The sequence below is a fragment of the Nakamurella multipartita DSM 44233 genome (assembly GCF_000024365.1).
Taxonomy (GTDB): domain Bacteria; phylum Actinomycetota; class Actinomycetes; order Mycobacteriales; family Nakamurellaceae; genus Nakamurella; species Nakamurella multipartita.
The window spans coordinates 4,935,001-4,959,971 of sequence record NC_013235.1 but is presented as its reverse complement, the minus strand read 5'-3'; the positions used below and the strand labels follow the sequence as shown (position 1 = coordinate 4,959,971).

The following is a 24,971-nucleotide window of genomic DNA, read 5'->3' as shown; positions in this document are numbered from 1 at the left end:
GGAAAGGCGGGTTGGGCGGGCGCGCGGGCCGGCCGGAGCCTGCAGTGTGCGCTGATTTGGCGGAACCCTGACAACGACACCTCGCGCCAAATTGGCGCAGAACCTACCGAGCGCGTGCCGGTCAGCCGGTGTTGCGCATCCCCGGCCGCGACCCCGTTGATGGTGAGCAGCATGGCCCGTCGCAGGCCGGGGTCGACGTCGTCGTCGGACAGGTTGCGGATCCGGCCGAGCAGGTCGACCTGTAGGTGGGAGATGGGAGCCAGGTACGGCTCGCGGACCGACAGGGTTCGTTTGAGGCCGGGTTGGTCGTCGAGCAGTTCGGCCTCGCCGGTCACCCGCAGCACCTCGGCGACGGTGCGGTCGTGTTCGGCGCGGATGACGTCGAACAGGTGCCGCAGTTCGGCCGGGACCAGCGCCGACACGTACAGCGAGGGGGTCTGCCCCGAGTTCAGTTGACACCTGACCTCTGAGGTTTCGGCCTCAGACGGAAGGATGTCTTTCGTGGCTAAGCCCTATCCCAAGGAGTTCCGCGACGACGTCGTGGCCGTGGCCCGCAAGGGCCAGGCGACGCTGACGCAGATCGCGAAGGACTTCGGCATCTCCGAAGGCTCGCTCGCGAACTGGATGAAGCAGGCCGACATCAAGGACGGTCGCCGTCCCGGTCTCACCGACGTCGACCGTGCTGAGCTTCGCGAGTTGAAGAAGCGCAACCGCCTCCTCGAGCAGGAGAACGAGGTCCTGCGTAGGGCAGCGGCCTACCTGTCGCAGGCGAACCTGCCGGGAAAATAGTCTTCCCGCTCGTCCGAGAGATGGCTGCGACCGGCGCCCCGATCAGGGTGCCGGTCGCGGTGACGTTGCGGGTGCTCGGCCTTTCGCGGGCCGGGTACTACAAGTGGCTCAGCGACCCCGTATGCCAGCGGGACTACGACGACGCCCACCTCATCGACAAGCTCTACGACCTCCATGGCGACGATGCGACGTTGGGCTACAGGTTCCTCACCGACGAACTCGAAGACGAGCACGGCATCCAGGTCGGGGAGAACCGGGTGCACCGCCTGTGCCGCATCGCCGGCATCACTGCCAGCCACCACAAGAAGCGCTCCAAGACCGGCTCGACCGGCCCCGCGCCACACGACGACCTCCTCGCGGTCGTCGACGAGCACGGCGTCGTACGTCACGAGTTCCTCGCCGACGCCCCGAACAAGGTGTGGCTGTGGGACATTTCCGAGCACCCCACCCGCGAAGGCAAGCTCTACATCTGCGCGATCAAGGACGTGTGGTCGAACAAGATCGTGGGCTACTCCATCGACTCCCGGATGAAGTCGTCCCTGGCGCGGGCCGCGATGCGCAACGCGATCGCGCTCCGCAGCCCGGCCGGGACAGTCTGTCACTCCGACCGAGGCGGTCAGTTTCGTGCCAAGCGGACCCAGCGGCTGCTGGCGAACAACGACCTGGTGGGGTCGATGGGCCGCTCCCACGGCGCCGGCGACAACGCCAGCATGGAGAGCTTCTTTTCCCTGCTGCAGAAGAACGTCCTGAACACCCGCCGTTGGGACACCCGCGACGACCTCCGCCTCGCGATCGTCACCTGGATCGAAACCAAGTACAACCGACGACGCCGCCAGCGGGCCCTCGGCAAGCTCACCCCGGTCGAGTTTGAGATGATCTACAAGGCCGCAGAAGCGGCCTGACTACTGCAAACCCCGAGTGTCAACCAGACCGGGGGCAGACCCCGGCATCCAACAACTCACGCTGATCCCGCGACCGACCCTGCACACCAAGATCATCCCGAACCCACAAGATCAACAGGGGCCGACATACGGATAATTCAGGAGCGTCCTAGAACCACCGCCGGACGACACCAGAAAACACGAGGCGGGCCAGAGCCTCCGGATAAACCGGAGTGATTCAAGAGTCCGCGACCGGCTCGGCTACTGACGCCCGAGCGCCCGATAGTTCCACCCGGCCGCTCGCCAGACTTCCCGATTCAGTGCGTTGCGACCGTCCAAGACCCGCCTACCAGCGACGATTGTGCCGAACTCGACAGGGTCCAGCTTGCGATACTCATCCCATTCGGTGAGCACCATGACCAGGTCGGCGTCCTTGGCGGCCGTCTGTGCAGTGTCCGCGTATTCCAGGTCCGGCCACGCCTTGTGTGCATTGGCCACCGCCTGCGGGTCGGTGACGACCACGGAGGCCCCCTGCAGCTTCATCTGGGCGGCCACGTTCAGAGCGGGGGAGTCGCGGATGTCGTCGCTGTTCGGTTTGAACGCCAGGCCTAGGACCGCGACGCGGCGTCCCACGATGGAGCCGCCGAAGAACTCACGGGCGAGATCGACCATGCGCACCCGACGACGCATGTTGATCGAATCGATCTCCCGCAGGAACGCCAGGGCCTGGTCGGCTCCGAGCTCGCCCGCTCGGGCCATGAAGGCCCGGATGTCCTTCGGCAGGCAACCACCGCCGAAACCGAGGCCCGCGTTGAGGAAACGCCGGCCGATCCGGGGGTCGTAACCGATGGCGTCGGCCAGTTTAGTGACGTCGGCGCCGCTGGCCTCACACACCTCGGCCATCGCATTGATGAACGAGATCTTGGTGGCCAGGAAGGAATTGGCGGCGGCCTTGACCAATTCGGCGGTGGCGTAATCGGTGACGACGAGCGGTGTGCCCGCTGTGAGGGCATTCCCGTACACCTCGTCCAGCAGCGCCTTGGCCGCATCGCCGGGGACGCCGTCGGGCAGCCCGTACACGATCCGATCGGGGCGCAGGGTGTCCTGCACCGCAAACCCTTCCCTAAGGAACTCGGGGTTCCATGCCAACATCGCCCCGGGCTGTGCCTCGGTCACCACATCGGCGAGGCGAGCGGCGGTACCCACGGGCACGGTCGACTTACCGACGACCAGCGCGTCGGGCGACAGGTGGGGGGCCAGCGCGTTGACCGCTGAGTCCACGTACGCGAGGTCGGCGGCGTACTCGTTGCGCTTCTGCGGGGTACCCACACAGACGAAGTGGACCCGCCGCCCCGTGGCCTGCGACATGTCGGAGGTGAATCGGAGTCGACCGGACTCGAGGGCCTCGGCCAGCAGCTCGGGAAAGCCGGGCTCGAAGAACGGCGGAACGCCCCGATTGAGCTGGTCGACCTTGCCGGCATCGACGTCGATTCCCAGGACGTCATGGCCCAGGGTGGCCATGCACGCGGCGTGGACCGCCCCTAGATATCCACAGCCGATGACCGTCATGGTCGTCATGTCTTGCCTACCCCCGGGTGAAGAGACATTTCAATCGAACGGCGCAAGGCCGTGCACCGATAGTGCCACAAATCGGCACGTGTTCTGACAACTCACCTCCATCATCACCCTTTCAGGTGAGGTGAGATCGACCTCGAGACGCTCTCTGCGTACATAGGGTGGCTGAACTGCCGCGCCTCGGGCGGTCGGCTACACACCGCGACTGATCGTCACCGGTTCACCGGTGTCGTCGAACACATTGTTGTCCAGGACGGCCAGCCCCGGCCCGCGGAGTATGTACAACTGGCTACCCCAGGTCGACCTGATGAACCGATTGTTGCGGATGACGGTTGAGCTGAAGTTGTTCCCGCGACCGGAGGCGATGTTGATCGATGCTGCCCCGCCCATGAGCCAGTTCTTCTCGATCAACACGTTGGTGATCCGGTTGGCGGCCGAGTCATCGACCTCCTGCTTGATCATGAAGCAGGAGTTGTAGAGGTCGTCGCCGGAGGCTATCTGGGCGGCCATGCCAGTGTGATGGGCACCCGGCACTCGAGTGCCTCCGATCATGTTGCCCCGGAACACATAGTTCGATCCCCGGTGGAATTGGACTCCGTCGGTATGCGTGTAATAACCGCTGGCCGGCGGCATTCCGGGTGTTGTTGCGCTCCATTCCTGATACAGCCCGTTGTGGATCCAGCAGGCTTCGGCGGTGACATTCCCCAACGGGGAGGTCAGCGATAGTGCATCGGGGAGGTTGTCCAGTTCGCTGCGTCGGATCGTGTAGTTGGCACCTCGTATCCCTTCGCACCAGGGATTGCTCTGCCCGGTCAGTCGGCAGTCCTCGACCACGAGTTCGCGAAGGTTGTCATTGGCGCCCACGATGCAGGCGGTCAGCGCGCCGGTCGCGGCGGTGCCGTGGATAATCGAGTTGCGGACGATCACCGACTCGTACGCGCCCAGATTGACGCTGCCCCAGACCTCAACGTTCTCAACGACCTGCCGGTGAGCTGCGATATTCAGATTGCCGTTGATGGTCCGTAGAGTCGACCCGGACACGGGTCCTGTTGTGCTGCTGCTGGGCCGATAGGTGCCTGGGACAAGTTGGGCCCTGCTTGGCGCGGTGGGCGGGGCCACCGCTCCAGAACTGGTGTTGGTCACGCTGATCAACATGAATTTCTCCCAGTCGCCGACTGCCTGGCGGTTGGCGATCAGGGGTGAAGCGCCGGCCGAGTCAGCGCAGACAAACGCGTTGTTGGCCTGGCTCCGCAGGCTGACTGTTCCATCGTGGTTGTCGACGAGTTGGAACGACTCCCAGGTCGAGATGGTCGTGCGATTTGCGATGAGCGGAGATTTGCCTTGGTTATCAGCGCAGACGAAGAGGCCGTTTGCCGCAGCTCGAAGCGCCACTAGTCCGTTTCCGAGGTCGACCACCGTGAAGGTTTCCCATCCGCTCAACGCTGCCCGGTTGGCGATGAGGGGCGCATTTCCAGCGTTCTCTGCGGTCACGTAGAGCATATTGGCCATTGAACGAAGGCCGATAAGTGTGCTCGGAGCTCGGTGCCGGCCGGCGGCGGATGCGCTCGACGGTGTCGCCAACGAGACGAGCAGTGTTGCCGAGGCGAGGCTCGCCATCTGGAGGAACGCTCGGCGGCTGCGCGGGCGGACCCCGGTCACCGCAGAGGCGCTCAGGGCGTCGGCACCTGACACCGTGTTGGACGGTTGTTGATTCGCGATCACGTTCGTGCCTTTCCGCTGAGGTCGTCCGGGGAGGGCGACATGCGAAGACCGAGACGAACGGTAACCAACCCAGTCACCTTCCGCAATGAGTAGCTCACGCAAAGTGACGGGCTCGAAGCGGCTGGGGTTGCCGGCGTGGGACTGTCGATCCTGTCCAGGACAACCGGGCCAACGCGGCTACGAGAGCGGCCCCAGCCTCCTGGTTCCGGCGGGCACGCCGACCGCGGCTGCGATGTCGGCCGGTAGGGCGATGGCAACGTCCTGGGCCTGTTGGATGTCAGCCGACATCCGCCCGATCGTCACACTCGTGGCCGTCAGCCGGTTCAACCACGTCGAGTTCTTGGCGGCAGCGAGTGCCGCCGGCGTTTCGTATCTGGTCACGGTGGCGTTGTCGGTCCCACCCCAGCCGACCATTGTTGGGTCCGTCTTTGCGGCGCGGTTATTGAAGAGGTTGCCGGTGATGGTGACGTTCATGCTGTCGACGCCGATGCCCGTCTTCCCGTCCAACCCGTAGAACTGGAAGTAGCCTCCGTTGCCGAACGCATTGTTCGAGACCGTGATGTTTCGGGTCAGCCACGGATTGGTGGGATCCGGGACGGGCTGTCGTGGATCGTGCCCGGCAAAGCTCGCATCGGCCTGGCGTCGTTGATCCTGCTTCAACTGCAGCCCGAACAGCGTGTTGCCGCCGATGCTGTTGTTGTAGACGCGAACGGTACCCGTGTCAAAGATCAACACGCCAGTGTCACCGTTGCCAGTCGCGCTATTGTTGGCAATGATCCCACGCTCACAAAGCTCGAGCTCGATCCCGTGTTTCTTGTTGGCGTCGGCCGTGCTGTTCACGACCGTGATCCCGACCGACGACTCGTCGAACCAGAGTCCGGTGGCATAGTTGCGGCTCGCATCGACATTGCTGACGGTCAGGTTGCGCGAGCGGGTGACCTTCAAGCCTCCGGCCACGGGAGCCGGTTTGAACCTTTCGGTGTTGTTCTCGGTCAGGACCGAATCCACGATGGTTAGCCCGTCCGCTGTCGTGGCGCCCAGGCCCAGCATGCCGTTGCGCGTCGACGTGAGCCGTTCGGCACGGTCATTGGAATTGCGCATCATCACGCCAATGGTGGCGTTGTCCTGGACAACGAGGTCACGAACAGTGCTGTTGGCGTTCCCCATCCGAACCGCGCCGCTCAAGAGGTACGGCGTGCCGTACCGGCGCACTCCGAAGCCCTGCAGGGTGCTGCCGGTTGAAGTGACATAGAACGCTTGACCGAGATTGCTGGCCCGAACTTCATGACCATTCGGATTGTTGCCGAGCGTGATGGTCTTGGCCGCGTGGTCGATGGAGAAAGTTCCGGGTCCTACAGCCGATGCGTTCGTCACCTGCGTGAGATTGGACCCGTCGTAGAACACTTGATCGGGTTCGTTGGCCATCGGGTAGGCCGGGTCGACAAAGCGAGAGTAGGAGTCACCGCCACCCAGAGAGTTGTCAGGTACAACCGTCCACCCCGAGGAGACCCAGCGGTTCCCGGTCTGCACCCAGTTGCTGACGGGAACCGAACCGTCGAACCAGACGGCTTCCTTGGGGTACGCCTGAATGGTCAGGGTCTTGGTGACCAGAAGCGATTCGTTGTAGATACCTGCTCGAACAACGACGGTGCCACCGCTCGGAGCCTTGGCGATCGCGGCCCCAACCGATTTGACCGGGCTGGTCAGACCGCCGGCCGCTGAGTCACGGCCATTGGCCCCATCGACGTAGACGGCACCGGCGGGAATTGGATAGGCAGCACTCCCGACGGGGACCGATCCACGGGCCGCCGTGGTCCCGGCCGGGCTCGTTGTGGTGGTCTGAGCCGTCGTCGTTGAGGTCGGAGTCGGCGTGCTTGTCGTGGGACTTGCGGTGCTGGTGGTCGTGGCTGGGGAAGTGTTTAGGGTCGAAGTCGCCGGCGGAGTGATGGGGGCCCAGGCTTTCAGGGAGGCGACCTGTACCCGGGTCGGCGGTGCCGAGCTCGACAGGTAGACCCACAGGCCGACGGTGCCGGCCGAGCTCAGCCGGTCCGAAGCGGAGTCCTGAACCGTGGCCTGCCACGCCGGTTCTGAGGCGCCTTCCAGCCACGCCTTCGCACTGATTGCGACCGGGTTTGCCCCCACCGCCTGGGCCTGCAAGATGACGCTCTGGTTCGCCACGATCCGAAACGGCAGGACGAATTGCGTGAGGGCGGTGTCGGTGCCACTGGCTCGGCGAACGATGGCCAGCACGATGGCCCCACTGTTCATCGTCTTGACCTGCACCCGATAGGCGTCGCCGTTGCTGCGGCGGCGCAGTTCCTCCGAGTAGTACACACCTCCTACGGTCGGAAGGTCGAAGGTCGTCCGGAGTTCGATATCGCTGGCTGCCACAGCTGATAGCGATGCTGTCGCGGCCAGGCCGGGCTGCAGGTCGATCAGACCTTTCCCTGGGACGACCGAGAAGTGATCGGCCGGAGGACGGCCGCTGTAGTCCACGGTGTACAAACCGCCCACTTCGGCGGGCCCCCACCCGCCGGTGGTGGTCCGGTTGAACGTGTCTGTGGCGACCGCCGGCCAAGCAGGAACGGTGGGGCCGGCCGCGGCGGGTTGAGCCGGGCCGAAAGGGAACGCGCTGAGCGACAGCAGGAGCGAGACGCACAGGACAAGCCACCGCCGACGGCTGGGGAGCGTCGAGCTGCACGGCCTGGGGGTCGGAGCGAGCGGCACGGTGGTATCGCCTTTCGTCGTGCAAGGCCGATGGCCGCGGCATAGTCCGGAATATGCCGGTGTGCGGGCTCGGCCCGCCTGTTGCTCTCATTGGGGGCTTCGGCGGACTCTAGCTCGCCCATTAGGGTGGTGTCAGTCACCTGTTCACTCACATCTGTGGCGCCATCAGCGCTGGTGCTCAACCAGAGTTCGCCCGAATGAGTAGATCATCACCAACGGTTACCGACAGGCTTCGAGCCGGTCGGTGGCCAGGACGACGACGCGAAGTCGGTATCGATGAACCCGCCGGAGCGAGTTCTTCATTTGCCCTTGCGGTGCAAACGGGTGATTCAGCCTGAGGCTGGGCCGTTCTAGCCCCGAATGAGTCTTTTGTCCGCCCGGGCGGAGTGGCCTGGTGAACGACCGACTGGCAAGCATGTCCGTTGGTTGCGGACACCGGTTGATGGTGTGCGCCTGGAGGTCGGGTCGCGATACTCAAACCCCGTCATGTCGACCTTTCGCCCGTCCGTGAGGCCCGAGACGACTGTTCAGGCTCGAGCAGCCCCGCTGTGAGTTACCAGGAGTGACGGTCTGGTCGCTCGCGGAACTTTGTGGCCGTCGGGGTACACGTTCGGCGTAACGACTGCTAGGATTCGACTACGTTCTGAGATATCTCTGGGGCGGATTGCGTTGGTGGGGGAGTTCGGGGATCACGTGGCGGAGCAGGCTGCCTGCTCGGCTCCATGGCGACCAGCCGGACTGTGTGCACGGGGACTGAAGGAGATTGCCAGACATGAACATGCCCGCGTTCGACGGCCGGGGGGGCCGCCGATCAGGTGCACGTCGATCGCACCTGCTGGCGACCAAGCGAGGGTGGACCGCCGCGGTCGGCGCCTGCACGCTGTTGGTCCTGGCCGGATGTACCTCGACGGGCACCGAGGCACCGCGGTCGTCTGACGGTGCCGCGGCTGCCGTGACGTCGGCGAGCATGCCGTACGCCGGGGTTGACCCTACGGCGACCGACGGCGCTTCGGACCGCCCGGTGGGTGCAAGCGGGGACGCCGCGAGCAGCTCAGCGCCGCCGCCGGCGACGACGCAGGTGCCCGCGCCTGGGGGCGCCGGAAACATCCAGGAGACGGTTCCGACGGGGACTGCGCCGTCTAATGCGCCGGTAGCCTTGGACGCCGCCGGCGATTTCGGCAACGGAATCGCTGTCGGGCTGACCTCGATCGAGTCGATCTCAGCGGTGGCTCAGATGCCCGGTGAGGTCGCCGGACCTGGCATCCGGGTCGAGGTCACGATCACCAATGGGTCGAACCAGTTGATCGACGTCAGCAACGTCGTCGTCGACCTGCAGGACGCCGCCGGCACGCCCGCCGTCCCTATGACATCGGGGGCCACCCCCTTCTCCGGGTCCATCGATGCGGGCGCTTCGGCGAGTGGGGTCTACCTCTTCACCGTGCCGGCCGGCTACTCCAACCCGGCCACCATCAGTGTCAGCTACAACGCCGCCGCGCCGGTCGTCGTCTTCAGCGGTGATACCAAGTGACTAGAGGGAGAAAACCAGTGCGGACTTCGATGTCGAAGCGGCTGACGGCGCTGGCGGCCACGGCAGCAATGGTTGCCGGAGGATTGGTCGGAACCGTCGTGCTCGCGCCGTCGGCCGCGGCCGACACGCCGAACGTCGTGAATCCGACCTCGTCGACCGTGAGTGCGGACGCGTTGCCGACGGTCCAGATCGACGGTGTGGCCTGGGATCAGACTGTCGTCGGCAACACCGTGTACGTCGCGGGCCAATTCACCAATGCCCGGCCGGCCGGTGCGGCTCCCGGTACCAACCAGACCAGCCGTAACAACCTGCTGGCCTACGACGTGACTACGGGCAACCTGGTCACCTCGTTCAATCCGTCGCTGAACGCCCAGGCCAAGACGGTCGCGGTGTCGCCCGATGGCAAGCGGCTCTACGTCGGCGGCACCTTCACTCAGGTCGGCGGCGTCAACCGGTACCGGATTGCCGCATTCGACACGGCGACCGGCCAGCTGATCAGCAACTTCAGCCCGGCGATCGACGCCACCGTCAACTCGATCGTCGCGACGAACACGACCGTGTATGTGGCCGGGACCTTCTCCAAGGTTGGCGCGACCGCACGACCCAGACTTGCGGCGTTCAATGCCAGCAACGGTGCGCTGCTGTCCTGGGCGCCCACGGCCGACGCCACCGCCCGAGCTTTGGTGCTGTCCCCGGACGGGCAGTCGATCATCGTGGGTGGCTCGTTCGCGAACGTGAACGGATCACCGGCCTACGGGTTGGCGAAGATAGACGCGACGACGGGTGCGTTGATCCCGTGGGCCACCAACACCGTGGTCCGCAACGCCGGGGCGAACGCGGGCATTTACAGCCTGACCACCGATGGGACCTCGATCTACGGCACCGGATATGCCTTCGGGCCCGGCGGCAACCTGGAAGGCACTTTCAAGGCCGACCCCGCCAGCGGCGCCGTTCAGTGGATCGAGGACTGTCACGGCGACACCTATGACGCCTGGGTGGGCAACGGCAATGTCTACACGGTGAGCCATGCCCACTATTGCGGCAACATCGGCGGCTTCCCGCAGTCCGACCCGTGGTCGGTCAACATGCGCCATGCGCTGGCCTTCACCACGAGCGCGAACACCACGATCGGGCACGATCCGTTGGGTTACTACGACTGGTACGGAAACCCGGCCCCGGCCATGATCAACTGGTTCCCCGATCTGGCGGTCGGCTCCTTCACTGGCCAGACCCAGGCTGCATGGACGGTGGCCGGCAACGGGAGCTACGTCGTTCTGGGGGGCGAGTTCCCGTCGGTCAACGGTACGGCCCAGCAGGGCCTGGTTCGGTTCGCGGTCCGCAGCATCGCCTCGAACAAGTCCGGTCCGCAGTACGCGGCATCGCAGATCAATCCGACCGTGGTCGCCGTCGCCGGTGCTGCCCGGGTCTCCTGGCAGGCGAACACCGACCGGGACGACAAGTCCCTGACGTACACCTTGACCCGCGACGGCCAGACCGTTTTCACCACTACGGCGGACAGCACCTTCTGGGATCGACCCGGGATGGGTTATCTGGACAAGGGGCTTACCCCCGGGCAGAGCTACAAGTACCGGCTCAAGGTCAGTGATCCCAACGGCAACACGGTCCAGAGTGAGAACGTGACGTTCACGGCGACCGCCGGTGCCGGGCCGACCGCCTACACCCAGCGAGTACTTGCAGACGGCGCGAGCACGTACTGGCCGCTCAATGAGGCCGACGGAACGACGATCTACGACAACGCCGGCTTCACGGATGCCGCGGCCAGCGGCACCCTGACCCGGGGGGTGGCCGGAGCCGTCGCCGGCGACACGTCGACGACCTTCGGCAACGCAGTGACCGCGTCCACCGCGAATGCCGTGAACGCACCGAACACCTTTACCGCGCAGGCCTGGATCAAGACGACCACCACCAGCGGCGGGAAGATCCTGGGCTTCGGCAACAAGCAGACCGGCGGCTCGACCAGCTACGACCGGCACATCTATATGGACAACGCCGGGCGCATCTTCTTCGGTGTCTACCCGGGTTCCGTGGCCATCGTCAACAGCGACGCCGGCTACAACGACGGACAGTGGCATCAGGTCACTGCGTCGCTCGGTGCCGGTGGGATGAAACTGTTCATCGACGGCCGCCTGGTCGGTAGCCGGACCGATGTCACGACGGGCCAGCCGTTCAGTGGTTACTGGCGGTTGGGTGGCGACAACATTGGCGGCTGGCCCAACCAGCCTGCGAGCTCGAGCTTCAACGGCACCATCGACGAGGTCGCTCTCTACCCGACGGAGCTGACCCGAGCGGTCATCGACGCCCAGTGGGTGGCGAGCGGGCGGACGTCGACCTTCCCGGCGGCGCCGGCGGATCCCTATGGCGCGGCGGTCTACAACGACGGTGCGCAGCTGTATTGGCGGCTGGGGGAGTCGACCGGCACCACCGCGGCGGATTCGAGCAGCAACGGCGACCAAACCGGCTCCTACCAGGGTGGATTCACCCGCGGGGTGGCCGGTGCACTGGCCGGGGTCGCCAACACGGCCACGACCTACAACGGCTCCGATGGGGCCACGGTCGGGACCAGGAGCTTTGTCAATCCGACGAATTACAGCGAGGAGGCGTGGTTCAAGACCACGACCACCAGTGGGGGCAAGATCATCGGGTTCGGGAGCAGCAACAGCGGCCGATCCAGCAACTACGACCGCCACGTGTACATGGAGGCCGACGGTCGCTTGACTTTCGGCACCTGGACGGGGGTGGCCAACACCATCAGCACGACCAAGACGCTGAACGATGGCAAGTGGCACCAGGTGGTGGCGACCCAGTCCAGCACCGACGGGATGAAGCTGTACGTCGATGGCCAGCTGATCGGCACCAACCCGCAGACCGCGGCGCAGGCCTACACGGGATACTGGCGAGTGGGTGGGGACAGTAGCTGGAACTCGGGGAGCGGCTTCTTCGCGGGCTCCATCGACGAAGCGTCGGTGTACGGGACCGTCCTGACCGCCGGCCAGGTGAGTACACACTTCAACCGCGGAACCGGTGTCGTCACCAACCAACCGCCGACCGCCGCGTTCACCTCGACAACCAGCGGGTTGACCGCGAACGTGGATGCGTCGGGTTCGACGGATTCTGACGGGACGATCGCGTCCTACGCGTGGGACTTCGGCGACGGCGCGACCGGAACCGGGGCGACCGCCAGTCATGCCTACGCCACCGGTGGAACCAAGACGGTCACCCTGACCGTCACGGACAACAAGGGTGCAACTGCGCAGGTCAGCCACACGCTGTCGGTGACGTCGCCAAATCAGGCCCCCGTGGCGTCGTTCACCGCGACGGCCGTCCATCTTGCGGTGACCGTAGACGCCTCGGGATCGTCGGATCCGGACGGAACCGTCGCGTCCTACGCCTGGGACTTCGGTGACGGGGCCACGGCAACCGGTCCGACCGGCTCGCACACCTATGCGACCGCGGGGACCAAGACGGTCACGCTGACGGTGACCGACGACAAGGGCGTGAGCTCGACGTTGTCGCAGCCCGTCCAGGTGACCGCGCCGCCGCCCAACGTGCGACCGACGGCCGGCTTCACGTCGACCACTGACGGCCTGACCGCTAACCTGTCGTCCACCTCGACGGATTCGGATGGCACCGTTGTCGCCTGGTCGTGGGACTTCGGCGACTCAACCCCAGCCATCACGACCGAAAACGCGACCCATACCTACGCCACGGCCGGGACCCGCCAGGTGACCCTGACGGTGACCGACAACAATGGGGCCACCGCGACGGTCACCCGCGATGTCACCGTGACCGCTCCGCCGCCCGCCAATCAGCCGCCGACCGCCGATTTCACCACCGCGGTCGATGGCCTGACCGCCTCGATCACATCGATCTCGACGGATCCCGACGGCACTGTCGCGGCCTATGCCTGGAACTTCGGCGACAACAGCACCGACATCGTGTCCACGCCCACCGCCTCGCACACCTTCGCCACCGCGGGCACTTACCAGGTCACGCTGACGGTCACCGACAACAGCGGTGCGACGGCCACCGTGACCAAACCCGTGACTGTGACTTCTCCTGCTCCCACCTCACTGGCCGCGGACGCTTTTGGCCGAACGATCAGCAACGCGTGGGGAACAGCTGACAACGGCGGTGCCTGGACGGTTTCCGGCGGCGCGGCGAACTTCTCGGTCTCGGGAGGCAGCGGAAAGGTCAAATTGACCGCTCCGGGAGTAGGCCCATCGGCCACCCTGGGGGCCCTGTCGAGCGCGGACGTCAACCTGACCATGGACGTGTCCTTGGACAAGCCGGCGACCGGGGGTGGGGTTTATGTGTCCGAATCCGTCCGTAGGGTCGGCAACTCCGAGTACCGCACGACCTCGAAGTTCCTCGCTTCCGGAGCGGTTCAGCTTCAACTGGTCAAGGTGGTCGGTGGAGTTTCCACCAACCTGCAGACGGTGACCGTTCCGGGTCTCACCTACGCGGCCGGTGATGTGGTGACAGTCCGGTTCCAGGTCACCGGGACATCGACGGTGAGCCTGAAGGGCAAGCTGTGGAAGGCCGGCACGACCGAGCCGGCCGCATGGCAGGTGTCCGCGACCGACGCCACCAGCCCGCTGGTCGCGGCCGGAGGAGTAGCCCTCTACCCCTACCTGTCCGGCACGGCAACGAACGCCCCGGTCGTCGTCGGTTTCGACAACCTGATGGTGAGCGCCGTCCAGCAGTAGTCTCGGGAACCGCGATGAGGGAACGGGGCGGTCGTCGGAAACGGCGGCCGCCCCGGCGCCGCTGCGGTGGACGATGGGTGAGCGAGTCCGCGGCGGGCGGCAACGAAGGAACGGGCAAGGCGGAGGGGGCAGTGGGCATGGAGTCATCGGTGCAGGTGTTGCTCCGCCGACCCACCCGGGAGCCGTCATGACCGCCGATCCGGTCGCGCCGGCCGCCCCGCCCAGCTTGTGGCGCAGCGTCGGTTCGACGGCGATCATGAAGGTCCTCGTGATGGGGACGTCCGGGGTTCTCGGCATCCTGACCAGCCGCATGATCCTGTCGCACTTCGGTATCGACGCCTACGCCCAGTACGGCCTGCTGGCCAGCCTGCCCGCCCTGCTGCCCTTCGCCGACCTGGGCATCGCTGCCGTGGTCTTCAACGTGATTGCCGGCTCGGCCGACCCGCGAACCGACGACACCGTCCACCGGACGATCGTGACGGCCTTCCGTATTCTCTTGATCTCCGGGCCGGTGATCATCGCCGTCGCCGTCGTCATCTCGCTGTTGCAGCTGTGGCCGGCGCTGCTCGGCCAGGGTCTGATGCCTGACGGGGGCAGCACTGTACTGATCTGTGCGGTGATTTTCGGCTGCGGGCTGCCGTTGACAGTCGGTCAACGGATCCTGGTCGGACTCGGCCGGAACGGCACACAGGTCGCCGCCCAGGCGGTGGTGGCACCCTTCATCTTCCTGTGCGTCCTGGTCGCTGTCTGGCTGGGCTTGCCCGTTGGCAACGACCTCGCGGTACTGTCCTACGTCGGCGCGGCCCTGGTGTCGATCATTTGCTTGGTCATCTCCGGTCGCTTGATCTCGCCGATGCTGACCCGATCCATCCGGGATATCCCGCGGATCCGGGCCGTCCCCAAACTCCCGGTGATCGCCGTGGTCGGCCCGATGCTCGTGCAGATGATCATCCTTCCGGTGGCCACCCAGATGGATCGGATTCTGCTGAGCAACTTCGCCGGTTCCGATGATCTGGCGCAGTACAACCTCGGGTCGCAACTGTTCGGCATCGCTCTGCAGACGATCTCGGCGGCCGGGTTGGCCTTGTGGCCCATCTACGCCAAAGCCAGGTCGTCCGACCACATCCGATCGCCGCTGCGTCCGTCCGCCATGTTCATGGTCGGTGGCCTGGTGATCGCCGTGATCATGGCGCTGTTGTCACCATTGCTGGTGCGTTTCGTCTCGAGTGGTCAGTTGCACCTAGGGCTGAGCCTGGTGTTGGCGTTCGTCGTCCTGGTCAGCGTGCAAGCGGCCAAATACCCGCTGGGCATGTACATGACGGATGAACGGGGTCTGCGATTTCAGGTGATACCGATCATGATCCTCCTGCCGTTGAACATCGGATTGTCGATCGTCCTGATCAGATGGATTGGCGCAGCCGGCCCAGTCTGGGCCGGGGCAACGTCGGCGCTGCTCTGCCAGGTGCTGCCGAACCTCTGGTATGTCACGAAGGACCTGAACCGTCGAAGGGCCGCCGCCCGGGCTGGGACGGCGGGCACGGCGCCGTCCGAATTACTCGAGTGAGTGCCGCGCGTCTTTGATCCCATCCGTGGATGTCACAGTGCCGTCCTGGGTTCGGAATAGCCAGTCGTCGGCGGCCAGCCGCCCATCGCGCCGGGGCAGCGAATCCAGGATGCTGGCCCGGCTCGACGACTCCTTCAGCTGTGTCGCCACGGCCACCGCCAGTTCTGCGGCGCTTCCAGTAGCGGGGATGACGCCGTGGCCATGCTCGACGAGCCAGTCGGCCAAACCGGTCTCCGTCGTGGTCACCACCGGCACACCGTGGGCCAATGCCTCGGTGATCGGCAGGCCGACCTGCTCGCGCCAACTGGGTTGGGGCTGGGACGGGAGAACCAGGACGGCTGCTCGGAGCAGCTCCTGGTGGATGATCGATCGCGGCGGGTCGATGATCAGGTCAACCTCGGGCTCACGGGCCGCCCAGTCACGGGCCAGCCCTTCCATCGGTCCTTTACCGATGACGGTGATGCTGGCGGAATTGGCGGCCCCGCGGATCTGCGGCCACGCCGCCACCACCAACGGGAATCCTTTCCGTTCGGACAACGCGCCGAGGAACAGCACCCGCAGGCCGTCCGCGTCCTGCACCGGGCAGCTGGCGCAGGGCTCAGGCAGCGCCGGGATCAAAGTCGCCGACGCGCGCCCGCCGGGCAACCGCGCACGGTAGAGCTCGCGGGCGCCGGCGGTGCCGAATGCAATGCGGTCAACGTTTCGCCAGATCAGCTTGGTTAAGAGCAGATCGATGGTTCGGCGCAGTCGCGAGCGCAGACCGCTCGCTTGGACCGCGAAGGGGTCAAGGTTCTCGATCGCGTAAGTGACCACCGCTGTCCTTCGGCGGGCCAGTGCGTTGCGCAGCCGGAGCGCCACCAGGGCAGCCGCGGTCGTCCGGGCCGACGAGCGCATCAGGGGCTCGTTGATCTCCAACTCATCGACTCGGTCGCGCAGAAGTAGGAGAGCAGCCTTCAGCGGGCCGGCCTGGACGATGTCCAGGCGGGCGGCCAGAGCATCATCGAAGTCGTAGCGTCGCTCGCGATAGACGATGGTTGCCGGCGTGAGCTCCAAGGCCCGCTCGAGGTGGGCGGTCCGCAGCGTCCGATAGAGGCGAACGCGCCGTTCCAGGACGGCCCGGGGTGACCGACCGTTGTCGGACTGATCGCTTGGTGCCCCCATACCGAAAGCCTAAGGGGCGGCGGAGAGAGCGGCCTGGTGTCCTGACGCCGGTTGCCGGTCGCGACTCGCTCCGTCGTTGCTGCTACGGTCAGTAACCGTGCCGGTTCGCGAACGCCCGCCTGTGCGATGACGTCGATGCCTCCCGTCGGGTCCGGCAGCGGCCGTCGCGCGCTGGTCGTGCATCCGGGCGCCGACTTGTACGGATCCGATCGGGTGTTGCTCGAGACGGTGGGCGCGCTGGTGGAGGCGGGCTGGGCGGTGACGGTCAGTGTTCCGGCGGCCGGCCCATTGGTTGCCGTCCTGGTCCATCGGGGGGCCAGCGTCCAGGTGTGTCCGACGCCGGTCCTGCGCAAGAGCGTCCTGAGCCCCCGTGGTGCGTTGCGCCTGGTCGGCGACACGGCCAGAGCAATCCCGTCAGGAGCGGCGTTGATTCGTCGCTGCCAGCCAGACGTGGTGATCGCCAACACGATCACCATCCCGTTGTGGACATTGTTGGGGCGGATGTTGCGCCGGCCGGTCCTGGTCCATGTGCATGAGGCCGAAGGTTCGGTTTCCATGGTTCGGCAACGGGTGATGGCCGCGCCCCTGCTGCTGGCCACTGCGCTGGTGGCCAACAGTCGATGGACTCGGGACGTGCTGACCAGGTCGTTCGCGCGCCTGGGACCGCGGACCTCGGTCATTTACAACGGAGTGGCCGGGCCCGCCTCTCCGGTGCCACCTCGACCGGCAATCCAAGGATCGGCGAGGTTGCTGTTTGTCGGCCGACTTTCCCCCCGAAAGGGTCCCGCCATCGCGATCCAGGCATTGGCGCACCTGCGCCGTCGAGGAACGCCGGCCAGTCTGGATGTGGTCGGTGATTCGTTTGCCGGCTATGAATGGTTCGCTGACGAACTGAGGCGGTTGGTGCAGCTGGAGGGAGTGGCAGACGCTGTGCGTTTTCATGGCTTCGTGTCGGATATCTGGCGGCAAATGGCGCAGGCCGACGTCGTGCTGGTTCCGTCGCAGGCCGACGAGTCTTTCGGCAACAGTGCGATCGAGGCCGTCCTGGGCGCCCGTCCGCTGGTGGTGACCCAGATCCAGGGGCTACTCGAGGCAACCGAGGGATTCGCGGCCGTGAAGTCGGTGCCTCCCGGTGATGCCGATGCCCTGGCCGGCGGGATCGACGAGATCCTTTCCGAATGGTCGAGATTCGCCGAGCTGGCCGAACGCGACGCCCGGATCGCCGTCGAGCGTTTCGCACCGGCCCGCTACCGCCGCGACATGCTGGCCCGGGTTGCCGGACTGGTCCGACCATGACGAGCCCATCGGGCGGTCCGTCAGTGGTCCTGGCCGTGCTGACCTATCGTCGGCCCGACGATCTGGCCGCGGTGCTCCCACTCCTGATCGAGCAGGTTGAAGCGGTGGACGTGGCGGCCACTGTGCTGGTGGTCGATAACGATGCCGCGGGCGCCGGGGCGGCGGCAGCAACGGCGTTCGGCCACTTGCTGGTCAGAGCGGTCGTCGAACCGCGCCCGGGGATTGCCGCCGCCCGTAACCGAGCCTTGGACGAGGCGGACGCCGACCTCCTGGTTTTCATCGACGATGACGAGCGGCCGAGCCCGAATTGGCTGTCGTTGCTGCTGGAGACCTATCGGCGTAGCCGTCCGGCCGGCGTCGTCGGACCGGTGATCTCGGAGTTCGAGATCGAGCCGGATGCCTGGATCACCGCGGGCGGCTTCTTTGTCCGTCAGCGCCACACCACCGGCACCCGGGTCGACGTCGCCGCGACCAACAACCTGCTCCTCGAACTCCGTCGCGTCCGAGAACTTGGCGTCCGGTTCGATGAGCGGTTCGGCATCACCGGTGGATCCGACACGTTGTTCACCCGCCAGTTGACGGCCGGCGCCGGCCCCCTGGTCTGGTGCGACGAGGCCATGGTGGTCGACGTGGTGCCCGCTTCTCGGGTGAGCCGGCGATGGGTGGTCCGACGGTCCTATCGGTTCGGTAACGCGTGGAGCCGCACGTCCATCGCGCTGAGCCACGGGCGGGTTGCTCGGGTGGGCACGCGAGCGCGGCTCACCGGCAGCGGTATCGCACGGATCGCCGCCGGCGGTGTGCGCTGGATGGTCGGCGTACTCACCCGATCGATGACGCATCGCGCACGTGGCACCCGAACCTGGGTGCGAGGCCTGGGCATGGTCGCCGGTGCGTGGGGCATCGTCTTTGCCGAGTACGCCCGGCCGTCGGCATCCTCGTGACGACCTCACCGTCGCCTGCGTGTGAGCCACTGCCCGACGACGACCCGTTGGCGGTGATCGTCGTCAGCTTTGGAGCTCCCCAACTCTTGCGGGGCAACCTGGCCGCGATGACCCTGCCGGGCCCGCCGGGCCGAGTCATCGTCGTCGATAACTTCCGGTCGGCGCAGGATCGTCGCGCCAACGCGGCGATCGCCGATGCGGCCGGCTGGACGTTCCTGCCGATGACGACCAATCTCGGCTTCGGCGCAGCCGTCAACGTCGGCGTGCGGCACGCACTGACGCACGGGGCCAAGCACCTGTTGGTGCTCAACCCCGATGCCCGGATTGATCCCGATGGGGTCTCGGCCCTGCGCGACGCCATCCGGGCTGATCCGATGGTTCTGGTCAGCCCGGTGATCGTGGACGGTGCCGGGCGCCTGTGGTTTCGGGGCATGCGGACAGACCCTCGCACGGGTGACGTCAGCGCCGTTCCCAATCTGGGCCCCACCGGGGAATTGGGGCCGCAGGATTGGGTGTCCGGGGCATGCCTGATGCTCAGCCATTCCCTATGGTCGGCGGCCGGAGGATTCGATGAGGACTATTTCCTGTATTGGGAGGATGTCGATTTCTCGCGGCGATGCGTTCGGGCCGGTGGCCGACTACGGGTGCTGATCGGCGTGCTAGCTCAGCACGACGCCGGTGGAACCCAGATCGCGTCCGCATCGGCGGGCAAGTCCCCGCTCTACTATTACTACAACTGCCGCAACCGGCTCCTTTTCGCGGCCAAACACCTGCCTGGCCGGGATCGGTTGAGATGGGCGGTCGCCACTCCCGGCGCCTCGAAGCGGATTCTTTATCGGGGTGGTCGCCGTCAGCTCGTTCAATCCCCGAAACCTCTGATGTGGACGCTGGCCGGCTCGGCCGCCGGTCTGCTCGCATTGCTGGCGCGGTCCTTGCCGGTGATCGGGAGCAGAAGGTAGGCCAAGCCGAACGTGAGCATCGGCAGGGATGAGTAAAACGGGCTGAAAAAGGTGTTCCACAGGCCATAGCTGGCTAGCAGAATTGTCAGTGCGCTCGCCTGCCGCTGCGCGATCCGGGTAGCCGCTCCGCGGACCATCAGATAAAGAATGGACAGGGCGAGCAGTACCCCGAGGATGCCGAAAGCAGCCCAGGTGTCACCGACGACCGAATGCAGGTTGATTCCGGTGCCGAACATGTAACGCTCGACGTAGCCGTTGTTCGGGTCATAGCCAAGAGCCGCCATCCCAGTCTTGGCGGTGTTGATATCCGTGAGGTTGGGGACGGTACCGGCACCAAAGCCCCACGGCATTCGTTCGACCAGCGCGGCGGTCGCACCCAGCTCGGGCCGGCCGCCCAGTAGCAACGAGCCGCTGGCGTCGATCTGCGCGATGCTGCGCTGCTGGGTCTGCTCGCCGAGGTAGCCGTCGACGGCCAATGTGGTCCCCAGGTAGTAGACGACTGCTCCAGCGCTCGCGATCAGCAGGACGGTCCACCCCCAGGACGCTGAGCGTTTGCTGGTGCGGGGGCGCATCTGCCACCCCACCAGGACCGCAGTGAGCAAGCAGATCGCGAAGAACGAGCGGGCGTCCACGAGTGCTCCGCCGATGCCGAGAGCCAGGACGGCAACCAGCTGGCGTCCGAGGTGGCGGCTTCCCTCCAACAGTGAAAGCACGATGATTGAAGCCGGCAGCGCGACGGCGAACTTCAGCGGATTGGTGGCGGTGAGGTCCCCCGGTTGGACGAGTTCACCTACCAACATCCCGGCTCCGAACGCGGCGCCGATCAAGCCGCGCGTCACGATCCGCTGGGCCCAGAGGAAGAGCCCGAGCCCGCAGATGAATCCGACGACCAGGACGGATTGCCCGACGAACACGGACGCGGCGAAGGTATGCCCGACCGAGTTGAGCTGCACCAGAAACAGGGCGAAGGGGATGCAGGCCAACGCCAGCCAGAAGATCCACCGGCCCCCGTAGTACCGCCGGACCGAGCCGTACCACACTGGCAGGAGCGCGATGGCGACCAGATAGCCGGGGGTGATCCCTTGGGCAATCGGGATGCGGACGCCGAGGGCGAAGACCGCGAGGACCGCGATCGTCCGCTCGACGAGCCGGGCAGGATCGGCAATTGCTGCGGCGGCCGTCCCGGCGCTGCTGGCCGTGGCCGGAGACTGAACGACCTGTTGGACTGGGGACGGCGCGTGGACCATCGTGGTCGGATCAGGCTGGTGCGTCGTCGAGCCGGGCCGCGTCGTGATGTGGTCCATTGCCCTCCCCCCACCAGCTCGGCCCCGGCCGGCGCATGTGCTGCTGGCGCGAGTCTACGAGTCAACGCCGGTGGGGGTTGGTCGGTGAGACCCACTGGCGCTCGTATCCGGGTCCGGATTCAGGTCGGACTCTGCGGCGTCGTCGGTCACCGATCGTTCGGGGCCGCTACTGTCAGTTCTCATCAGTGCGGTGATGACCGTGGCTGTGGGCCGTTGGAGGGGACGATGGACGACCGGCGGATTCGAGTGCTGCAGTCGTTTCCGGAGCCTCGCCCGACGACCAACCCGTACCTGATTCAGCTCGTCGCGAGCCTTCCCGAGGACGTTGAAGTGGTCACCTTCTCGTGGTTCCGGGCCCTGCTGGGCAGGTGGGAGGTTTTCCACGTGCACTGGCCCGAGACCCTGCTCCACGGACGAACGCCGATGCGGGCGCTGGTCCACCAGATCCTCAGCCTTGCGGTGCTGCTACGGATCAAGGTGACCCGTCGCGCGTTGGTTCGCACGATGCACAATATCGCGCCGCATGAGCAGCGGAGCCGTCGTGCACGATGGATCCTTGCGTTGTTCGACCGCTGGACCACACTGACGATCGATCTGAGCGCGGTGACCATCGGGTCGCTCGGCCGACCCTCACTGCTGATTCCGCACGGGGATTACGCCGATTGGTTTGCCGGCCAGAAGCGGGAGACCGAGGTTTCCGGAAGGCTGCTCTTCTTTGGCATGATCCGCCCTTACAAACAGGTCCCCGCGCTGGTCTCGGCGTTCGTGGCGCTGTCAGATCCCGACTTGAGTCTGAGAATCGTCGGACAACCGCACTCGGCCGAGCTGGCGGCAGCGATCGAAACGGCCCGCGCGGGTGATGGTCGCGTGACCATCGAGTTCGGACACGCGAGCGATGCCCGGCTCGTGGCCGAGGTCACCAGCGCCGAGGTGGTCGTCCTGCCGTACCGGGAGATGGTTAATTCCGGCGCCGCCCTGCTGGCCCTGTCGCTGGGCCGACCTGTCATCGTGCCCGAATCGGTGACGACGGCTGACCTTGGCGCAGAGGTCGGGCCGGGGTGGGTGGAGCTGCTGGATACCGCTGAACCGCAGGTCAGCCCGGCCACGCTGGCTGATGCGCTGCACCGTCTTCGATCCGCGGCCAGCCAGCGATCCACCGCACCAAACCTGCAGGCCCGCGGATGGGCCACGATCGGTGCCGCTCATGCTGCCGCCTACCGCGCTGCAGTTCGGCGGGTTCGGTGGAATTTCGCCCCGCGGACAATGAGCCGCAATTGACGTTGTCGCACCCCGTCGTGACCCTCGGGAATGATCGCCCAGGGCGGCGCCGGGCAAATGTGTCAGACTGGACGAGACTGCGGCCGAACGGGTGAAAGCAACCCGAAGAGACCGCCGGTGGTCAGGAGGGAATCGCGCGATGGAATTGCGTCAGTACGGGCGAGCGCTGCGCAAGGGGTGGTGGATCATCCTCTTGTGTGCCGCGCTCGGCGTCGGCGCTGCCGCCCTGGTCACGCTCCGGGCGACTCCGCAGTACGCGAGCTCCGTCACCTGGTTCGTCAGCACGCCCGCCGGGAATGGCACCTCTGCGTTGGCGGCCGATCAGTTCGCCACCCGCCGCATCACCTCTTACGTGGGGCTGCTGGGCAGTGACGTCACGGCTCAGGCGGTCATCGACAAGACCGGGGTCGACCTGGACACCAGCCAGGTGGCGTCGCGCATCTCCGGCGACGCCGATCTGAACACGGTGTTGCTCACCGCCACCGTCGTCGATTCCTCGCCTGAACGATCGCTGCTCATCGCACAGGGTCTGGCGACGGAGTTCGGCAAAATCGTCGGCGACGTCGATCCGATCGGACCGGACAATGTCGTTCTCCGGGTCATTTCCGGCCCAACCTTGAACCCGCAAGCGGTATCGCCCCGGCGGACATTCAACCTGGCCGTCGGCCTGGGCCTCGGTGTGGTGTTGGGGGTCGTCATCGCGGTCACCCGGGAATTGCTCGACAACACCGTCCGTCAGGTCTCGGTGTTGCACGACGTGACGGGCGAGACGGTCCTGGGCGCCATTCCATTCGACAAATCAGCCCGACGATCCCCCTTGATTCAGCAGGACAATGCTCGTTCGATTCGAGCCGAGGCATTTCGACAACTGCGGACCAACCTGCAGTTCTTCGATGTGGACCGACCGGTCCAGGTCCTGGTCGTGACCTCGTCGGTCCCCCATGAAGCCAAGTCCACCACGGCCACCAACCTGGCCGTGTCGTTCGCCGAGTCCGGTCGCCGGGTCCTGTTGATCGAGGCCGACCTCAGGCGACCCAAGGTGGCGGACTACCTCGGTGTGGAGCGCGCGATCGGGCTGACCAGCGTCCTGTCCGGTGCTGCCTCGATCGAGGACGCCATTCAGGAATGGGGGCCCGGTGGGCTGTCCGTGCTCGGCAGCGGTCCGATCCCGCCCAACCCGGCCGAGTTGCTCGGCAGCGTGGCCATGTCGACGCTGATTCGTGCGCTCCGCCAGGATTTCGACATCGTCGTCATCGACACGCCCCCGCTCCTGCCGGTCACGGACGCGGCCGTGGCGTCCAAGCAGGCAGACGGATGTCTGCTGGTGGTGCGGTACGGGAAGACGAAGCGGAGCCAGATCCTTAGCGCGCTCAGATCGCTGCGATCGGTCGACTCGCGCATCCTCGGCATCGTTCTCAACATGGTGCCGGCCAACGGCTCGGATGGGTACGACTCGTATCAAGGCACCTATTACGCAGACCCCGATAAGGCTGGGGACGGGGACGTGGAGGGAACGGTCGCTTCATCGGCGCCGGCATTCAAGTCCAAGGTGCAGTGAGGTCCACGCCAGCCAGAGATGATGACGGTTGGCCAGACCTAGGTTGGCACTGCGATCATCGCGAAAGGATAATCTTCACGCATGCTTGCGCCGATTCGCCTGGTCAAGGGACGCTGGCCGTCCTTCATTACTGGACCACTAGCTCGATTTGTCTGGGTCGATCCGCGTGCGGTCTTGGACCCGGACGTGTCGGCCGACGAATTCAAGTCCGCGATGTCGGCGGTCCACGTGGGCGGAACGATCAAAATCACCGGCTCGAACCGGCACCCGCTGGCCGACGCGTTGCTCACGGAGTCCGTCGACCTTCGGGACAGTCTGATCGTGGACATCGGTGCTTCCGATGGCTCGACGTCCATCGACCTGATGGATCACATCGTCGACTTCAAGGCCTTCGTGATCGCCGACCTGTTCTTCACCATCAAGGCCAGCAAGTCGTGGCGTCATGTCGTGTTCTTCGACGAGCAGGGCGAATGCATTCTGATTGTCGGAAACTGGCTACTGGCCTGGCCCAGCCAGTCCCGCGCCGTCCGGGTCCTGTACCAGCCGCTCATCGCCCGGGCCCGGGCGGCCGGACGCCCGGGGCAGGACGTCCTGCTGCTCAATCCCCGCGTCCGCCAGCGGATGGCCGACGACCCGCGAGTGTCCTACCGGGTGCACGACGTCTTCACGACCTGGTCGGGTGAAAAACCTGACGTCATCAAGGTCGCGAACCTGCTGCGCCGTCTCTACTTCAGTGACGCGGACATCACCAGGGCGCTGTGCGCTATCCACGAGAGCTTGGCCGAAGGCGGCCACTTCCTGGTGGTCGACAACTCGCGGATCCCGGGGATGCCGCCGCGGGGAGGGCTCTACCGCAAAGTCGGATCCGGCTTCCAAACAGTCGCCTGCACCGAGAACATCCCCGAAATCGACGATCTTGTTGCTAGCGTCGGCGCCCCGGTCCAGCCGACGGCCTGAGGCC

General features: G+C 65.9%; 15 protein-coding genes and 1 pseudogene. 10 read left to right on the top strand and 6 right to left on the bottom strand.

Going from position 1 to position 24,971, the window contains the following annotated elements:
- Window positions 1-121 precede the first annotated feature (121 nt).
- Window positions 122-425 (bottom strand): annotated as a pseudogene (locus tag NAMU_RS31960) (phosphoenolpyruvate carboxylase); the annotation flags it as partial.
- Window positions 426-501: 76 nt separating this feature from the next.
- On the opposite strand from NAMU_RS31960, the gene NAMU_RS22145 reads away from it, so the two are divergent.
- Window positions 502-1,691 (top strand): IS3 family transposase gene (locus NAMU_RS22145; protein WP_086008611.1). Its coding sequence is split into 2 segments (ribosomal slippage): window positions 502-780 and window positions 783-1,691, totalling 1,188 coding nucleotides; the frame shifts between segments, so codons are not numbered across the junction.
- A gap of 240 nt (window positions 1,692-1,931) precedes the next feature.
- Here NAMU_RS22145 and NAMU_RS22140 read toward each other — a convergent pair.
- From NAMU_RS22140 to NAMU_RS22130, 3 genes are all read right to left on the bottom strand, one after another.
- Window positions 1,932-3,248 (bottom strand): UDP-glucose dehydrogenase family protein, encoded by a 1,317-nt coding sequence (locus NAMU_RS22140; RefSeq protein ID WP_015749569.1) that lies wholly within the window; start codon window positions 3,246-3,248, stop codon window positions 1,932-1,934.
- Between the two features lie 189 nt (window positions 3,249-3,437).
- Window positions 3,438-4,967 (bottom strand): fascin domain-containing protein, encoded by a 1,530-nt coding sequence (locus NAMU_RS29525; RefSeq protein ID WP_138180402.1) that lies wholly within the window; start codon window positions 4,965-4,967, stop codon window positions 3,438-3,440.
- Window positions 4,968-5,144: 177 nt separating this feature from the next.
- Window positions 5,145-7,463, bottom strand: coding sequence for a right-handed parallel beta-helix repeat-containing protein (locus tag NAMU_RS22130; RefSeq protein WP_138180400.1), 2,319 nt, complete (start codon window positions 7,461-7,463; stop codon window positions 5,145-5,147).
- A gap of 1,003 nt (window positions 7,464-8,466) precedes the next feature.
- Between NAMU_RS22130 and NAMU_RS29520 the strand changes: the two genes are divergently transcribed.
- The 3 genes from NAMU_RS29520 (at window position 8,467) to NAMU_RS22115 (ending at window position 15,513) form a co-directional block, all read left to right on the top strand.
- Window positions 8,467-9,222 (top strand): hypothetical protein, encoded by a 756-nt coding sequence (locus tag NAMU_RS29520; RefSeq protein WP_015749566.1) that lies wholly within the window; start codon window positions 8,467-8,469, stop codon window positions 9,220-9,222.
- Window positions 9,223-9,251: 29 nt separating this feature from the next.
- The gene (locus NAMU_RS22120) at window positions 9,252-13,949 is read left to right on the top strand and encodes a PKD domain-containing protein (RefSeq protein WP_015749565.1); all 4,698 of its coding nucleotides are present in this window, start codon (window positions 9,252-9,254) and stop codon (window positions 13,947-13,949) included.
- 187 nt (window positions 13,950-14,136) lie between these two features.
- Window positions 14,137-15,513, top strand: coding sequence for a lipopolysaccharide biosynthesis protein (locus NAMU_RS22115; RefSeq protein WP_015749564.1), 1,377 nt, complete (start codon window positions 14,137-14,139; stop codon window positions 15,511-15,513).
- On the opposite strand, the gene NAMU_RS22110 is transcribed toward NAMU_RS22115, so the two are convergent.
- Window positions 15,502-16,674: a glycosyltransferase family 4 protein gene (locus NAMU_RS22110; protein WP_015749563.1), complete on the bottom strand. Its 1,173-nt coding sequence runs from the start codon at window positions 16,672-16,674 to the stop codon at window positions 15,502-15,504. The two genes, NAMU_RS22115 and NAMU_RS22110, sit on opposite strands and share 12 nt — an antisense overlap.
- A gap of 135 nt (window positions 16,675-16,809) precedes the next feature.
- Here NAMU_RS22110 and NAMU_RS22105 point away from each other — a divergent pair, with 135 nt between their 5' ends.
- From NAMU_RS22105 to NAMU_RS28580, 3 genes are read left to right on the top strand one after another with little or no spacing between them, the layout of a single operon-like run.
- Window positions 16,810-17,970 (top strand): glycosyltransferase family 4 protein, encoded by a 1,161-nt coding sequence (locus tag NAMU_RS22105; protein WP_015749562.1) that lies wholly within the window; start codon window positions 16,810-16,812, stop codon window positions 17,968-17,970.
- A gap of 23 nt (window positions 17,971-17,993) precedes the next feature.
- The gene (locus NAMU_RS22100) at window positions 17,994-18,911 is read left to right on the top strand and encodes a glycosyltransferase family 2 protein (RefSeq protein ID WP_217180567.1); all 918 of its coding nucleotides are present in this window, start codon (window positions 17,994-17,996) and stop codon (window positions 18,909-18,911) included.
- A gap of 53 nt (window positions 18,912-18,964) precedes the next feature.
- Window positions 18,965-19,870, top strand: a complete 906-nt coding sequence (locus tag NAMU_RS28580; RefSeq protein ID WP_245544941.1) for a glycosyltransferase family 2 protein — start codon at window positions 18,965-18,967, stop codon at window positions 19,868-19,870.
- On the opposite strand, the gene NAMU_RS27750 is transcribed toward NAMU_RS28580, so the two are convergent.
- Window positions 19,771-21,174 (bottom strand): hypothetical protein, encoded by a 1,404-nt coding sequence (locus NAMU_RS27750; protein ID WP_015749559.1) that lies wholly within the window; start codon window positions 21,172-21,174, stop codon window positions 19,771-19,773. The two genes, NAMU_RS28580 and NAMU_RS27750, sit on opposite strands and share 100 nt — an antisense overlap.
- A 225-nt stretch (window positions 21,175-21,399) precedes the next feature.
- On the opposite strand from NAMU_RS27750, the gene NAMU_RS30125 reads away from it, so the two are divergent.
- The 3 genes from NAMU_RS30125 to NAMU_RS22080 all read left to right on the top strand — a co-directional run bounded on the left by NAMU_RS30125 (window position 21,400) and on the right by NAMU_RS22080 (window position 24,967).
- Window positions 21,400-22,452: a glycosyltransferase gene (locus tag NAMU_RS30125; RefSeq protein WP_015749558.1), complete on the top strand. Its 1,053-nt coding sequence runs from the start codon at window positions 21,400-21,402 to the stop codon at window positions 22,450-22,452.
- Window positions 22,453-22,591: 139 nt separating this feature from the next.
- On the top strand, window positions 22,592-24,010 hold the full coding sequence (locus tag NAMU_RS22085) for a polysaccharide biosynthesis tyrosine autokinase (RefSeq protein ID WP_015749557.1): 1,419 nt from the start codon (window positions 22,592-22,594) through the stop codon (window positions 24,008-24,010).
- Window positions 24,011-24,091: 81 nt separating this feature from the next.
- On the top strand, window positions 24,092-24,967 hold the full coding sequence (locus NAMU_RS22080; protein ID WP_015749556.1) for a protein-glutamate O-methyltransferase CheR: 876 nt from the start codon (window positions 24,092-24,094) through the stop codon (window positions 24,965-24,967).
- The last annotated feature ends 4 nt before the right edge of the window (window positions 24,968-24,971 follow it).